Annotated in this window: 9 protein-coding genes and 1 pseudogene; 8 read left to right on the top strand and 2 right to left on the bottom strand. The window is 72.8% G+C overall.

What is annotated here, in order from left to right; all coding sequences use genetic code 11:
- Positions 1 to 3 precede the first annotated feature (3 nt).
- The 3 genes from ABZT03_RS04740 to recQ all read left to right on the top strand — a co-directional run bounded on the left by ABZT03_RS04740 (position 4) and on the right by recQ (position 5526).
- Entirely contained in the window at positions 4 to 1575 is a 1572-nt protein-coding gene (locus tag ABZT03_RS04740; RefSeq protein WP_356033470.1) for an NADH-quinone oxidoreductase subunit M, read from the top strand.
- Entirely contained in the window at positions 1572 to 3221 is a 1650-nt protein-coding gene (nuoN, locus tag ABZT03_RS04735; RefSeq protein ID WP_356033468.1) for an NADH-quinone oxidoreductase subunit NuoN, read from the top strand. Before ABZT03_RS04740 ends, nuoN begins: the two co-directional genes overlap by 4 nt.
- A 178-nt stretch (positions 3222 to 3399) precedes the next feature.
- Entirely contained in the window at positions 3400 to 5526 is a 2127-nt protein-coding gene (gene recQ / locus ABZT03_RS04730) for a DNA helicase RecQ (RefSeq protein ID WP_356033668.1), read from the top strand.
- A 133-nt stretch (positions 5527 to 5659) separates the two neighbouring features.
- On the opposite strand, the gene ABZT03_RS04725 is transcribed toward recQ, so the two are convergent.
- Together ABZT03_RS04725 and fahA are read right to left on the bottom strand one after the other, a co-directional pair.
- Positions 5660 to 6598: a M56 family metallopeptidase gene (locus ABZT03_RS04725; RefSeq protein ID WP_356033466.1), complete on the bottom strand. Its 939-nt coding sequence runs from the start codon at positions 6596 to 6598 to the stop codon at positions 5660 to 5662.
- 288 nt (positions 6599 to 6886) lie between these two features.
- Positions 6887 to 8110 (bottom strand): fumarylacetoacetase, encoded by a 1224-nt coding sequence (gene fahA, locus ABZT03_RS04720; RefSeq protein ID WP_356033464.1) that lies wholly within the window; start codon positions 8108 to 8110, stop codon positions 6887 to 6889.
- A gap of 337 nt (positions 8111 to 8447) precedes the next feature.
- Between fahA and ABZT03_RS04715 the strand changes: the two genes are divergently transcribed.
- From ABZT03_RS04715 to ABZT03_RS04695, 5 genes and pseudogenes are all read left to right on the top strand, one after another.
- On the top strand, positions 8448 to 9665 hold the full coding sequence (locus tag ABZT03_RS04715) for a DegT/DnrJ/EryC1/StrS family aminotransferase (RefSeq protein ID WP_356033462.1): 1218 nt from the start codon (positions 8448 to 8450) through the stop codon (positions 9663 to 9665).
- Positions 9666 to 9960: 295 nt separating this feature from the next.
- Positions 9961 to 11343: pseudogene (locus ABZT03_RS04710) on the top strand (lipopolysaccharide biosynthesis protein); the annotation flags it as partial.
- A gap of 194 nt (positions 11344 to 11537) precedes the next feature.
- Positions 11538 to 13568: a glycosyltransferase gene (locus ABZT03_RS04705; protein ID WP_356033460.1), complete on the top strand. Its 2031-nt coding sequence runs from the start codon at positions 11538 to 11540 to the stop codon at positions 13566 to 13568.
- Positions 13565 to 13993 (top strand): hypothetical protein, encoded by a 429-nt coding sequence (locus tag ABZT03_RS04700; protein ID WP_356033458.1) that lies wholly within the window; start codon positions 13565 to 13567, stop codon positions 13991 to 13993. The genes ABZT03_RS04705 and ABZT03_RS04700 overlap by 4 nt, the downstream gene beginning before the upstream one ends.
- Positions 13990 to 15096 carry a glycosyl hydrolase gene (locus tag ABZT03_RS04695; protein WP_356033456.1) on the top strand — a complete coding sequence of 369 codons (1107 nt, stop codon included), beginning with the start codon at positions 13990 to 13992 and terminating at the stop codon, positions 15094 to 15096. Before ABZT03_RS04700 ends, ABZT03_RS04695 begins: the two co-directional genes overlap by 4 nt.
- Positions 15097 to 15104 lie beyond the last annotated feature (8 nt).

Here is a 15104-nt window from a genome sequence, read left to right as displayed (position 1 = left end):
CCGATGTCCTTTCCTCTGCTGACAGCGACGGCGGTACTTCCCGCGCTCGGGGCGGTCGCCACGGCGGCCGTACCGGCCGCGCGACGCACCGCCGCCAAGTGGCTGGCCTTGCTGGTCTCGCTGGCCACACTCGCCCTGGCCGTCGTGGTCCTGGTGCGCTTCGACCCGGGCGGCAGCCGCTACCAGCTCACCGAGTCGCACGCCTGGATCGCGGAGTTCGGGGTCAGGTACGAGCTGGGTGTGGACGGCATCGCGGTGGCGCTGATCGCGCTGACCGCCCTGCTGATCCCCTTCATCGTCCTCGCGGGCTGGCACGACGCCGACCCGCTGGAGACGGGCAACACGCGGTGGCGGCCCACCCAGGGCTTCTTCGCCCTGATCCTGGCCGTCGAGGCGATGGTGATCATCTCCTTCGAGGCCACCGACGTGTTCCTCTTCTACATCTTCTTCGAAGCCATGCTGATCCCGATGTACTTCCTCATCGGCGGCTTCGGGGACCGGGCCCACGAGCACGGCGAGGAGGCGGCGTCCACCCAACGGACGTACGCCGCCGTGAAGTTCCTCCTCTACAACCTGGTCGGCGGCCTGATCATGCTGGCCGCGGTGATCGGCCTCTACGTGGTCGCCGGGAACTTCTCCCTCCAGCAGATCGCCGAGGCGCGCGCCAACGGCACGCTCGACATGGCGACCAACACCGAACGCTGGCTGTTCCTGGGCTTCTTCTTCGCCTTCGCGGTGAAGGCGCCGCTGTGGCCGCTGCACACCTGGCTGCCCAACGCCATGCAGGAGGCCACCACCCCGGTCGCGGTGCTCATCACGGCGGTCGTGGACAAGGTGGGCACCTTCGCGATGCTCCGCTTCTGCCTCCAGCTGTTCCCGGAGGCGAGCAAGTGGGCGACGCCCGTGATCCTCGTCCTGGCGGTGATCAGCATCATCTACGGGGCGCTGCTCGCCGTCGGCCAGCGGGACATCAAGCGGCTGGTGGCGTACGCGTCGATCTCGCACTTCGGCTTCATCGTGCTGGGCATCTTCGCGATGACCAGCCAGGGCCAGTCCGGCGCGACGCTCTACATGGTCAACCACGGGATCTCGACGGCCGCGCTGATGCTGGTGGCCGGCTTCCTGATCTCCCGGCGCGGCTCGCGGCTCATCGCCGACTACGGCGGGGTGCAGAAGGTCGCGCCGATCCTCGCCGGCACGTTCCTGATCGGCGGTCTGGCGACCCTGTCGCTGCCGGGCCTGGCGCCGTTCGTGAGTGAGTTCCTGGTCCTGGTCGGCACGTTCGCGCGCTATCCCGTGATCGGCATCATCGCCACCTTCGGCATCGTGCTCGCCGCGCTGTACACCCTCGTCCTCTACCAGCGGACGATGACCGGCCCGGTGAAGGCGGAGGTCTCCGCGATGCCGGACCTGCGGGCGCGCGAGCTCGTGGTGGTCGCCCCGCTGATCGTTCTGCTGATCTTCCTGGGCGTCTATCCGAAGCCCGTCACGGACATCGTCAACCCATCGGTCCAGAAGACGCTGTCCGACGTACACAAAAAGGACCCCCAGCCCGAGGTGGAGGCGGCCAAGTGAGCGCAGCAGCCGTCCACAGCCTGTGGACAACCGCGGCCGACCCGATCTCGAAGATCGACGCGCCGAAGATCGAGTACGGACAGTTGTCGCCCACCCTGATCGTCGTCGGAGCGGCGATCGTCGGGGTGCTGGTGGAGGCGTTCGTACCGCGTAAATCCCGCTACTACGTCCAGGTGTTCCTCTCCGCGCTGGCGCTGATCGCCGCCTTCGCCGCCGTCGTCGTGCTCGCGGCGGACGGATACGGCACGACCAAGGCCCGGATCGCGGCGATGGGCGCGATCGCGGTCGACGGCCCGGCTCTCTTCCTCCAGGGCACGATCCTGCTGGCGGGTCTGGTCGGCCTGTTCACCTTCGCCGAGCGGCGGCTCGATCCGGAGGCGCACGGCAACCGGGTCGACTCCTTCGCCGCGCAGGCCGCCTCCGTACCGGGCAGCGACAGCGAGAAGGCCGCGGTGCGGGCCGGGTTCACCACCACCGAGGTGTTCCCGCTGCTGCTGTTCGCGGTCGCCGGCATGCTGGTCTTCCCGGCGGCCAACGACCTGCTGACGCTGTTCGTCGCGCTGGAGGTCTTCTCGCTGCCGCTGTACCTGATGTGCGCGCTGGCCCGCCGCAAGCGGCTCATGTCGCAGGAGGCCGCGGTCAAGTACTTCCTGCTCGGCGCGTTCGCCTCCGCGTTCACCCTGTTCGGCATCGCCCTGCTGTACGGCTACGCGGGCTCGGTGTCGTACGCCACGATCGCGCAGGTCGTCGACGGCACGATCACCACGGTCGACCCGGCCCTCGCGGGCACCATGGGCAACGACGCGCTGCTGCTGATCGGCTCCGCGCTGATCGCCATGGGGCTGCTGTTCAAGGTGGGCGCGGTGCCCTTCCACGCGTGGACGCCGGACGTCTACCAGGGCGCCCCGACCCCGCTGACCGGGTTCATGGCGGCGGCGACCAAGGTGGCGGCGTTCGGCGCGCTGCTGCGGATCCTGTACGTGGTCCTGCCCGGCCTGCGCTGGGACTGGCGGCCGGTCATGTGGGGCGTCGCGATCATCACCATGCTGGGCGGCGCGATCGTGGCGATCACGCAGACCGACATCAAGCGGCTGCTGGCGTACTCGTCCATCGCGCACGCGGGATTCATCCTCGCGGGTGTCATCGCGACCACGCCGGACGGGGTGTCGTCCGTCCTCTTCTACCTGGCCGCGTACTCCTTCGTGACGATCGGTGCCTTCGCCGTCGTGACGCTGGTGCGGGACGCGGGCGGTGAGGCCACCCACCTGTCCAAGTGGGCCGGGCTCGGCCGCAGGTCGCCCCTGGTGGCGGCCGTCTTCGCCGTGTTCCTGCTGGCCTTCGCGGGCATTCCGCTGACCTCCGGGTTCGCCGGGAAGTTCGCCGTGTTCAAGGCGGCGGCGGAGGGCGGCGCGGCTCCGCTGGTCGTGGTCGGTGTGATCTCGTCGGCGATCGCGGCGTTCTTCTACATCCGCGTCATCGTGCTGATGTTCTTCAGCGAGCCTCGGCCCGACGGCCCCACGGTCGCCGTGCCCTCGCCGCTGACGATGACCGCCATCGGGGTCGGCGTCGCGGTGACGCTGGTGCTGGGCGTGGCGCCGCAGTACTTCCTGGACCTGGCGAGCCAGGCGGGCGTGTTCGTCCGCTGACCGGCCGCGTGGGGCCCCGGTTCCTCCTCGGGAGGGGCCGGGGCCCCACGCGTGTGCGGGGCCCCCGACGGGCTGATACGACAAGCGCACCGGGCGCCTGTGGATAAGTCCGGCACTGTCGGCGCGGGCCCCTATGGTGGACGCAGTGGTCGAGGGACGACGTACGGGGGACAGGACGATGCGCGGGACGGGCGGGATCAGCGAGATGCCAGAGGTGATCGAGAGCGAGGCGCTGGCCACGCTCCACCGTGTCTTCGGATACGACTCCTTCCGCGGCGAGCAGCAGGAGGTCATCGAGCACGTGGTGGCCGGCGGCGATGCCGTCGTGCTCATGCCGACCGGCGGCGGCAAGTCGCTGTGCTACCAGATTCCCTCGCTGGTCAGACCGGGCACGGGCATCGTCGTCTCCCCGCTCATCGCGCTCATGCAGGACCAGGTCGACGCACTGCGGGCGCTGGGCGTGAACGCCGGGTTCATGAACTCCACGCAGGACTTCGACGAGCGGCGCGTCGTCGAGGCCGAGTTCCTGGCCGGCGAACTGGACCTGCTGTACCTGGCCCCGGAGCGGCTGCGGCTGGAGTCGACGCTCGACCTCCTCTCCCGCGGCAAGGTCGCGCTGTTCGCGATCGACGAGGCGCACTGCGTCTCCCAGTGGGGCCACGACTTCCGGCCCGACTACCTCGCCCTGTCCCTGCTCGGCGAGCGCTGGCCGGACGTCCCCCGGATCGCGCTCACCGCGACGGCCACGCACGCCACGCACCAGGAGATCACCCAGCGGCTGAACATGCCGGACGCCCGGCACTTCGTGGCGAGCTTCGACCGGCCGAACATCCAGTACCGGATCGTGCCGAAGGCGGACCCGAAGAAGCAGCTGCTCGGCTTCCTCCAGGCGGAGCACGCGGGCGACGCGGGCATCGTGTACTGCCTCTCCCGCAACTCGGTCGACAAGACCGCCGAGTTCCTGTCCCGCAACGGCATCGAGGCGGTGCCCTACCACGCGGGCCTCGACGCGGGGACCCGCGCGGCGCACCAGTCCCGCTTCCTGCGCGAGGACGGCCTGGTCGTGGTGGCGACCATCGCCTTCGGCATGGGCATCGACAAGCCGGACGTCCGCTTCGTCGCCCACCTCGACCTGCCGAAGTCGGTCGAGGGCTACTACCAGGAGACCGGCCGCGCAGGCCGTGACGGGCTGCCGTCGACGGCATGGATGGCGTACGGCCTCAACGACGTCATCCAGCAGCGCAAACTGATCCAGTCGGGCGAGGGCGACGAGGCGTTCCGCCGCCGGGCCGCCGCACACCTCGACTCGATGCTGGCGCTGTGCGAGACGGTGCAGTGCCGGCGCGGACAGCTCCTGGTCTACTTCGGCCAGGACCCCGACACCGAGGGCTGCGGGAACTGCGACACCTGCCTGGCCCCACCGGAGACCTGGGACGGCACGGTCGCGGCCCAGAAGGTGCTGTCCACGGTGGTGCGGTTGCAGCGGGAGCGGGGGCAGAAGTTCGGGGCCGTGCAGATCGTCGACATCCTGCTCGGCAGGCGCACGGCGAAGGTGATCCAGTTCGACCACGACCAGTTGTCCGTGTTCGGCATCGGCGAGGAGTTCACCGAAGGTGAATGGCGCGGTGTGGTGCGGCAGTTGCTGGCACAGGGCCTGCTCGCGGTCGAGGGGGAGTACGGCACCCTGGTGCTGACCGAGGCCAGCGGCACGGTACTGCGCCGGGAGCGGGAGGTCCCGCTGCGCAAGGAGCCGAAGAAGCCGGTCGGCTCGCGGTCGGGATCGTCGGGCTCCGGCCGGGGCGAGCGCAAGGCCAAGGCCGCCGCGGTCGAGCTGCCCGAGGAACTGCTGCCCGCCTTCGAGGCGCTGCGTGCCTGGCGCGCCGAGCAGGCCCGTGAACAGGGCGTCCCGGCGTACGTGATCTTCCACGACGCCACGCTCCGCGAGATCGTGAGCGTGTGGCCCACGTCGGTGGCGCAGCTCGGCGGCATCAGCGGGGTGGGCGAGAAGAAGCTGCTGACCTACGGGGAGGGCGTGATCGGGGCGCTCGCCGCGCTGGACAGCCCGGCGGAGGCGGCAACCGGCGGCCCGGCCGGGACCGCCGGCTCGGCACCGGACCCGGCGGTGACGACGACCGCCGACGAACCGGCGGCGGCAGGCGCGGCGGAGCCGGTCCGCGCGGCGCCCGCGAGGCGGGGACCCGCGCGGGATACGGGTGCCCGTGCGGCGGCCCAGCCGGATTCCAGTGCGCACGACTGGCCCGAGATGGACGCCGGGCACGAGCCCGAACCGGACGACTGGATGTAGCGGCGGGCGCGGGCTCGCCCCCGGCCTGGGCCGGCGGGCGACGCTGACCGAAAATGCGACGGCCGGCGCCGTCAGGGGAAGACGTCCGGGGCCGGGCCCATGACCCGGCCCGGCGCTACTCCGGGCGCCGGGGCTAGGACAGTGCCGTCAGGCCCGGCGCGAAGGTGATCAGGAGGGGGACCAGCGGCACCAGCGCGGCCACCGTGGTCGCCAGGGCCCGGTTGCCGCGGCCGAGGCGGGGCGGGGGCTGGAGGAGACGGTCGACGCGCTCGCCGAGGAGGCGGTGGCTGGAGGCGCAGGACAGGACGCCCCGGTGCTGGTTCAGCTCGATCAGGGCCAGGGCGGTGGTCAGATGGCCGCACCGGCGGGACGCCGTGTCGTCGGCGGCGAGTTCCACCAGGCGGTGCGTCTGGTCGCAGAAATGGGCGAACAGGGGGACTCGCGGGAAGCCCGTGGCCAGCGCGGTGGAGAGGTGCAGCAGCCAGTCGTGGCGGGCGCGCGCGTGACCGCGTTCGTGGGTGAGGACGGCGTCCAACTGGGGGTCGGTGAGGCGGTGCAGTGCCCCGGTGGTCACGACCAGCTGGGACGGATGGCCGGGCATCCACCAGGCGTCGGGGTACTCGTCCTCCAGGACCAGCATGGGGCCGCGGGCGGGAGGCAGGCCGGCCGGCAGATCGGGGGCGCGTTCACGCAGGTGGGCCCGGGTCCGGCCGCGACGCCGGCGCGCCTCGACGAGTTCACGGGCGAGCATCGCCGTGGTCCAGGCGGCCCCGCAGGCCAGCAGCACGGTGAGGGCGACGGCCCACAGCGGTGCGGTGGACAGGTCGTAGGCAGCGGTCACGGCGGGCGGCGCCGGGGCGAAGACGCGGTCGCGGACGGTGTGGAAGACAGCCGCCGCGCCCAGCACCAGGGCGGTCAGACAGCACAGCAGGACGGTGGCGACCAGGCACTGCCACACCCACAGCGCGACCACGGGTTCCCGTTCCGGCCACTCGGACCGGGTCAGCGCACGCGGAACCGGCACGGCGGCCATGAGGGCGACGGCACTCAGCAGGAGCAGGCAGACAGTCATGCCACGGGCTCCGGATCTCGTTCGGGAGGGTGCGGCTACGGCTCGGAGGTGCGGGGCGGTGGACGCGTCGGCACCGCGCGAGCATCGCCTCCCGTAAGTATGACCGCGCGGGCCACCGGAGTCAGGCGCAAAGCCGGACGTCCGCCTCACGCCCCCGACAACGAGCAACCCCCGCGCCACCCTCACCCCTCACCGGTCACCCTCACCGGTCAGGAGTCACCTGTCACCCGTCACACCCGCCCCACATCACCCACCCCGCATCACACACCCCACATCACCCACCCCGCATCACTCCTGCCGGTCCGCCCCCACCACGCGGCCCGTGACCTCGCCCAGGCCCACGCGGGTTCCGCCCGGTCCCGGTGCCCAGGCCGTCATCGTCACCACGTCGCCGTCCTCGAGGAACGTCCGCTTGCCGTCGGGGAGTTCGAGGGGGTCGCGGCCGTTCCACGTGAGTTCGAGCAGGGAGCCGCGTTCACGTTCGGTGGGACCGCTGACCGTGCCGGAGCCGTACAGGTCGCCGGTGCGCAGGGAGGCGCCGTTGGCGGTCATCTGCGCGAGTTGCTGGGCGGCCGTCCAGTACATGGTGGAGAAGGGGGGCTCGGAGATCACGTGGCCGTTGACGGCGACCGAGATGCGCAGGTCGTAGCCGCCGGGTTCGTCGCCGGCATCGTCGAGGTAGGGCAGCAGCGGGTGCGTCCGTCCGGGCGGCGAGATCCGCGCGTCCTCCAGCGCGTCGAGCGGGGTGATCCACGCCGACACCGAGGTGGCGAAGGACTTGCCGAGGAACGGGCCGAGCGGGACGTACTCCCAGGCCTGGATGTCCCGCGCGGACCAGTCGTTGAGCAGGCAGGCGCCGAAGACGTGGTCGCGGAAGTCGGTGAGGGGCACCGGCCGGCCCAGCCGTGAGGGTGCTCCGACCACGAACCCGACCTCCGCCTCGATGTCCAGGCGGACGGACGGCCCGAAGGCGGGCGCCGGGTCGGCGGGGGCCTTGCGCTGCCCGGAGGGCCGTACGACATCGGTGCCGGACACCACCACCGTGCCCGCGCGGCCGTGGTAGCCGATGGGCAGGTGCTTCCAGTTGGGGGTCAGGGGGTCGGCCGCGTCGGGACGGAAGATCCGGCCCACGTTCCGGGCGTGGTTCTCGGAGGCGTAGAAGTCGACGTAGTCCGCGACCTCGAAGGGGAGGTGCAGGGTCACCGACGACAGCGGGTGGAACAGGGGCTCGATGACCTCCCGGTGGGACGGCACGGTCACCCACGCCGTCAGCGCGCGCCGTACGTCCGACCACGCGGTGCGGCCGGCGGCCAGCAGCGGGTTCAGGGACGGCCGCGCGAGCAGCGAGATGTACGGGGATCCGAGTGCCGCGGCGGCCGCGCCCGCGTCGAGGACGGCGTCGCCGAGCCGCACACCGACCGTCCGCTCGGCGGAGCCGGGGAGCGAGAACACGCCGTACGGAAGGTTGTTCGGGCCGAAGGGGTCGCCCTCGGGGACATCGAAGGGGGGCATGGAGTGCTGCCTCACTTTCGTGCGTTCCGTGGTCACCGGGTCGCTCCGGTGGTCGCACCACACGTTACGGCGGTGTCACCGGTCGTGGGCAGTGCCCGTCGCCTCGGCCCGCGTTCGTGGCGCTCCGTTCGTGTCCGTGTGCGGAAAGTTGTCCACAGGCGGGCACGCAATCTTGACGCAGTGGTGCGAAAAGGGAGACTCTGGGCGGGTGCCGGAAGGCCTCGGGGAGGGGGCGTTCCGACGGCGTTCAGGGGGGCTCATGGCCATTGGGGAGGCCGGCCTCGGGTCGGCGCGCCCGAACTCACCACCGCAGCGGACCAGGCGGCTGGAAGAGTTCATGCGCGGGCGACTGGGCCGGGAATGCGTATACGTACCGTCGTGCCGCTTCGGCCTGTATCTGGCGTTGCGCCACTGGTGTCCGCCCGGCGGGCGGGTGTTGATGTCGCCGGTCAACGACGACGTCATCCTGTTCGTCGTGCTCGCGGCCGGGCTGCGCCCTGTGCAGGCACCGCTCGACCCGCTGGACGCGTCCGTCGACGTCGACGCCGTGCCCGACGCGGTGTGGGGTTCGCTGTCGGCCGTACTGACGACCAACCTGTACGGCAATCCGGATCCGGCGCCCCGACTGCGCGCCCGGTGCGACGCGTTGGGGATTCCGTTGCTGGAGGACGCGGCGCACGCCATCGGCAGCGAGGTGGGCGGCCGGCCGGTGGGCGGCTGGGGGGACGCCTCCGTCTTCAGCCTGTCCAAGCACGCGGGCGCCAAGGCGGGCGGCATGCTGGCGGTCGCCGACCCCGGGCAGCGCGAAGCGCTGGAGCGGGCCGGCCGTGACCTGCTCACGCCCGGCCGGGTGACGGCGGAACTGGCTTATGTCGTACGGCCGTTCGTGGAGGCGGCCGTGCGCGGGCTGGGCCTGCGGAGCGCAGCCTGGGCCACGCTGCGGCTGCTGGGGCTGACGGAACGGGAGGAGATCCGGATGCCCCTGCGCCCGGCGGAGCTCGTCCGGGCCGGCGAGGCGGCGCCTGGCCTGGAGCCGTACGACCCCTGGGTGCGGGTGGACCTGCACGACTACCGTCTGCGGTCCGGGCGGCTGCGGCTCGGCCGGATCGGCCGACGGCTGGACCGGCTGGACGAGACGCTGGCGGCCTGTCGCGCCGGCACGGAGCTGCTGCTGTCGACGCGGTGGGCGGGGCCGCGGGCGGCGGGCGGCCCCGGTGGCCGCGTGCAGCCGTTGTTCCGGGTGCCGTTGTTCGTGGCCGACCGGGACGCGGCGATCAGGGCGCTGGCACGGCGGGGCATCGTCGTCGGCTACCTCTACGACCCGCCCCTGGACGACTACGCGGGTGCCGCCTTCACCGACCTCTCGCCCGCACCCGAGGGGGCCCGCTGGTTCGCCCGGCACGCGCTGCCCGTCGATCCCCTGCGGGCCCGCGCGGTCGTCGCCGTGCTGGAGGAGTGCGGGGCGCGACCGGCCCAGATGCCAGGAGAGGCGGGGCCGGAGTCGACGGCGGCCGAAGGGCCGGTGCCGAGAGGGCCGGCCCCCTCCCGTGGCTGAGACGCGGGTGCACGAGCCGGCCGCGGCGAACCCCGGCGGCGGCTCGGCACCGCCCGGAGACGCACCGGGGGCCGGGGGCGAGCCGGCAGCCGGGAGCGGGTCCGGCGCCGGGAGCGGGCCTGGGATCGGGGCCGGAACCGGAACCGACGGCGGGCACGGAACCGGAACCGACGGCGGGCACGGGTCCGGAACCGACGGCGGGCACGGGTCCGGAACCGACGGCGGGTCCGGGTCGGGGAGCGGTTCCGGATCGGGGAGTGGGCGCGCCTTTGGGAATGGGAGCCGATCGGACGCCGACTCGATGTTCAAGAACGCCTACTTCCTCATGCTCAGCACCGGGGTCTCCGCCGTGCTCGGGCTCGGATTCTGGCTGGTGGCGGCGCGCTACTACTCGGAGGAGGCCGTCGGCCAGGGCTCCGCCGCCATCGCGGCGATGAGGCTGCTCGCCGGCATCACGGCGACGACGATGATCGGCGCGGTGGTGCGCTTCGTGCCGCGGGCCGGGCGCGCGACCGGTGCGCTGGTGTGGCGGGCGTACGCGGCGAGTTCGGTGGTCGTCGTGACGGCGGCCGTCGTCTTCCTGCTCACGCTCGGCATGTGGGGGCCGTCCTTCGCGCCGCTCGGTACGCCCGCCGCGGGGACGCTGTTCGTCGCCGCCTCCGTGGCCTGGGCGCTGCTCACCCTCCAGGACGGCGTCCTGACCGGGCTGCGCAGGGCCGAGTGGGTGCCGGCCGGGAACGCGGTGTTCTCCCTGGGCAAGCTGGTCCTGCTGATCGTGTTCGCCACCGCCCTGCCGGTGCTGGGCATCTTCGTGTCCTGGGCCGTGGCGATCGCCTTCTCCACGCTGCCGCTGGGCTGGCTGGTCTTCCGCCGGCTCATCCCGCGCCAGGCCGCGGCGGACCGGCATGTGGAGCCGCCCGGCACACGGGAGATGGGGCGCTTCCTGGCCGGGGACTCGCTCGGGGCGCTGTTCAGCCTGGCCATGATCAACCTGCTGCCGGTGATGGTCGCGGTCCGGTTCAGCGCGGCGGAGAACGGGTTCTTCTACGTGGCGTACACCGTCGGCGGCACGATGGAGTTCCTGGCCATCAACATGGCCTCCTCGCTCACCGCACACGCCTCGCACGACCCGCGCCGCCTCGCCGACGGAGTGCGGGGGGCGCTGCGCCGGATGACGCTGCTGCTGGTGCCGGTGATCCTGGTCCTGGTGGTCTTCGCTCCGCGGATCCTCGCGCCGTTCAGCCCGGACTACTCGGCGCACGGTTCGACCGTGCTGCGGCTGCTCGCGGTCGGCGCGCTGCCCCGGGTGGCGGTGGAGCTGTACATCGGGGTGCTGCGGGTCCAGGGGCGCACCGGGATGCTGGCCGTGCTCCAGGGTGCGATGTGCACGCTGGTACTGGGCAGCGCGGCCGTCCTGTTCGCGCCGACGGGCATCGACGGCGCCGGGTGGGCGGTCGTCGGCAGCATGACGCTGATGGCCGTCGTGTCCGTCCCCGGCCTGCGCGCGGCGCTGCGCGGCGGCGGCCCCCCGCCCACCGGCCGGCCCCCGGCGCCCGTGTACGGCACCCGTTGGGCCGAGCTCAACGCCACCGCCGGGTACGGCACGAACTGGGCGCGCAGGGCGGCGTACGCACAGGGGGAGCCCGGCGAGGACACGGCCACGCTGTTCACCGGGCGCCGGCTTCCGGACCCCGCACGGGGGCGGACGGACAGCCCGGGGACCGGGCGACCACCCGAGGAGAGACCCGGGGACGGCGGGTCCGCAGGTGGTGCGGGGGACTGAGCGAGGACCGATCGAGGCACCAGCCGGAGCGCCGGAGGCGAGCGGTCGAGCGGGCCGCGGCACCGGCCGGAGCGTCAGGGGGGAACAGCGTGCGTCCGCCAGCAAGTTCACGGGAGCGGTCCGAGCCGGAGCGGGTGCCGGGGCACGAGTCGTCCGCCGGGTGGACCGCCACCGTGCGGCTCCCTCGGAGGGCACCCGACCGCTCCTCGCAGGAGTCGCACGGGCCCACCGACGAGGTCCTGACCTACTTCTCGGGCGCCGCGGATCTCTCCGACCTGCCCGCCTGGCCGGCCCGGCGTGTCCCCGTCCCCTGGCCGGTCCTCCCGCTGCCGGCCGCGCTCGCCCTGTGGGCGTACGCGGTGGCGCACACCGACGTCTCCGGCCTCGACGACTTCGGACTCGTCTCCGCGCTGCACCCGGCGTTCTGGCTCGCCCTGACCGTCCTCACCACGGGCTTCTGGTTCACCGTCCGCGATCCCCGGCGCCGCGAGGTCTGGTCCCTCGCGTACGTGCTGGGGCTGCTGGTGATGGAACGGGCCACGCAGGCCCTCCTGTACCCGACCCCGCTGTACGCCTGGGCCTGGAAGCACGACGGGGTCGTCGACCACCTGCTGACCTCGGGTGGGCTGCAGACCTCGAAGGAACTCGGGGACATGGCGGTGTACGACCAGTGGCCGGGCTTCTTCGCCGCGCAGGCCGCGCTGGTACGGCTCGTCGGCGTGGACTCGGCCGCCGCGTACATGGCCTGGTGGCCGCTCCTGTCCAGTCTGGTGCTGCTGCTGCCCCTGCTGCTGATCTACCGCACCTTCACCGCGGACCGGCGGCTGATCTGGACCGCGGTGTGGATCTTCCACGTCGCGAACTGGGTGGGGCAGGACTACTTCTCCCCCCAGTCGGTGGCGTTCGCCCTGCACCTGGGGGTGCTGGCCGTGGTGCTGCGCCGGTACGGCCGTGCAGGCGGGTCGGCGGCCCGGCAGCGGACCGCCGTGTGGACGGTGGCGATCACCGTGATGATCGTGGCGATCGTCATCTCCCACCAGCTCACGCCCGGCATGCTGCTCGTCTCCCTGGCCGCGCTGTGCCTCACCCGCCGCCACCGTGACTGGGTGCCACCGGCCACGACGCTGGCGATCTTCCTCGCCTGGTGCCTCACGGCCGCACTGCCCTTCCTGTCCGCCGCGCTGCCCGACATGATCCGCTCGGTCGGCGACGTCGGCGGCAACGTCTCCACCGGCTACGGGGCGACCCCGACCGGCACCGGAGCGGTGACGACGTCCTGGGCGGCCCGGCTGCTGTCGGGCTCGGTGCTCCTGCTCGCCGTGGCCGGGGCGCTGCGCCAGCGTGTGCTGCGCCACCGGGCCCTGCCCCTGCTGCTGCTCGCCGCCGCTCCGCTGCCGATGTTCGCGGCCAGCAGCTACGGCGACGAGATGATCTTCCGGGTGCTGATGTTCATGCTGCCCGGCGCCAGTTTCTTCGCCGCCGCGGCACTGCTGCCGAAGGTCCGCACCCTGGCCGCCGAGGCGGCCGCACGGGACACCCGGGCGCGGGCCACGGCGGCGGAACGGGCGCGGGGCGCGGCGGCGGTGTGGGCGCGGGCCACCGACACCCCCCGCCGGTTCGACCTCTCCGCCAGGCGGTACGGCACCTGGGTGCCGTTGCTCGCGCTGCTCGCCGGGACGCTCGCGTTCGTGCCGAGTTACTCGGGCAAGGACCGCATGAGCTACTTCCCGCCCCGGGAGGTCGACCTCGTGCGGACGCTGTTCGAGCGGGCGCCCGAGGGCTCCCTGGTCGTCGCCGCCGACCGGAACTACCCCCTGGCGTACGCCTCGTACTGGAGTGTCGGCCACTACTGGTTCCTGGAGGACGCCCGGCACCACGTCGACCGGATCCTGCGGGACCCGGCCGGCACGCTCGCCCGCGACATGTCCGTGGTGGACCCGCCGGGCCGCGCCTACTTCCTGCTCACCGAGGGCCAGGTGGCCGACGCGGAGATGAACGGACTGCTCACCGGCGCCCAGCTGGCGCGGATCCAGCGGTCGGTGGCCGCCTCCCCGCGCTTCGCGCTGGTGCAGCGCAACAGCGCCGGATCGGTGTACGTGCTGAAGGGGGCCGGCCGATGACACCCCGGGAACTCGTGATCCGTGCGCTGCCCCCGTTCGCCGGCTGGCTGGCCCTCGCCGCGCTCGCGCTGCCGGACGGGTCACCGCTTCGGGCCGCCGCGGTCGTCGTCTTCCTGACCGCGGGCCCGGGTGCGGCGGTGGTCAGGATCGGCGCCGCCGCGATGGGCCCGGACCCCGCCCAGGGCCCTGCCGACCGGCCCGACGCCGACTTCGAACGGCACTCCGCGTCGCTGGAGCGGCTGATGCTGGTGGTCTTCGTGAGCGTCGGTGTCGTACTGCTCACGGCGACTGCGCTGATCGCCGGCCACGCCTTCAGCGGACAGCGCGTGCTGCTGACGCTCACCGTGCTGACCACGCTCGCCGCCCTCTGCCCGCCGCTGCGCGCCTCCCCGACGGCCAGGGCGCCCGAGGGGCCCGCCCGGTGAGGTCCGCCCGCCCCGCACCGGGCCGTCGGCGCCTGCTGCTGGTCCGCGCCGCCGTGGTGTGCGCGGTGCTGGTGGCCGTGCTCGTGCTGCGAGACGCGTCCGGGCCGCGGGGGCCGGGCTCCGGAAGGGCCGCGGGCCCGGGATCGCGCGCCTCCGCGCTCGGCGGCGACTGCCGGCCCACCGCCCTGCTCGAACCGCCCTGCGGCGCGTGGTTCGGCGCGTTCGTACCGCACGGCGACGACGACCTCCCGGAGAAGGTCCTCGCCTACGAGAAACACGTGGGCCGCCGCCTCGACATCGTGTACACGTACCACGACATGTCCCGGGTGGAGGGCGCGCGCCGGGAGGGCCAACTGCTCACCGCGGACGAACAGGCCGTCGGCCGGGACCGCATGCTGCTGCTGTCCTGGGAGAGCAAGTGGTGGGGCGGCACGCGGCGACAGCAGCCGACCTGGAAGCAGATCGCGGCCGGTGACCTGGACAGCACCGTCATCGACGTCCAGGCCGAGCGCGTCAGGGACTACGGGCGCCGTACCGGGAAGAAGGTGTTCCTCTCCTTCGACCTGGAGATGGACACGCGGACGCCGGCCAGCGGCAGTCCGCAGGACTACGTCGCCGCGTACCGCCACATCCACGACCGGTTCGCCGAGCTGGGGGTCCGCGACGTCGTGTGGACCTGGATCATCACCGGCTATCTGGACCACGCCGGCCTGTTCCAGCGGCTGTACCCCGGCGACGCGTACGTCGACTGGATCGGCTACAACCAGTACAACTACTACCGCTGCCACCGGGCCGACTGGCTGTCCTTCGCGCAGACGCAGACCGCCACCCACGCCTGGATCCGCGCGCACCTCTCCGACGACAAGCCGCTGATGCTGTCGGAGTTCGGCACGGCCGCCGACCCGTCGCGCCCGGACCGGCAGGCCGGCTGGTACGCGCAGGTGCCCGGGGTGCTGAAGAACCTGGACGGCGTCAGAGCCGCGCTGCAGTGGAACTACCGTGACCCGGGCCCGTACTGCGATCTGGCGGTCGCCGACGACGACGCCTGGGCCGGACTGCGCCGGGCCGTCTCCGACCCGTACCTCAACCAGCCCCTGCCCTGACGGCGTCC

The sequence above is a fragment of the Streptomyces sp. NPDC005574 genome, from assembly GCF_040605435.1.
In the GTDB taxonomy this organism is placed as follows: Bacteria; Actinomycetota; Actinomycetes; order Streptomycetales; family Streptomycetaceae; genus Streptomyces.
Note: the sequence above shows the minus strand (reverse complement) of the source record. Positions and strands in the feature narration are given on the sequence as shown.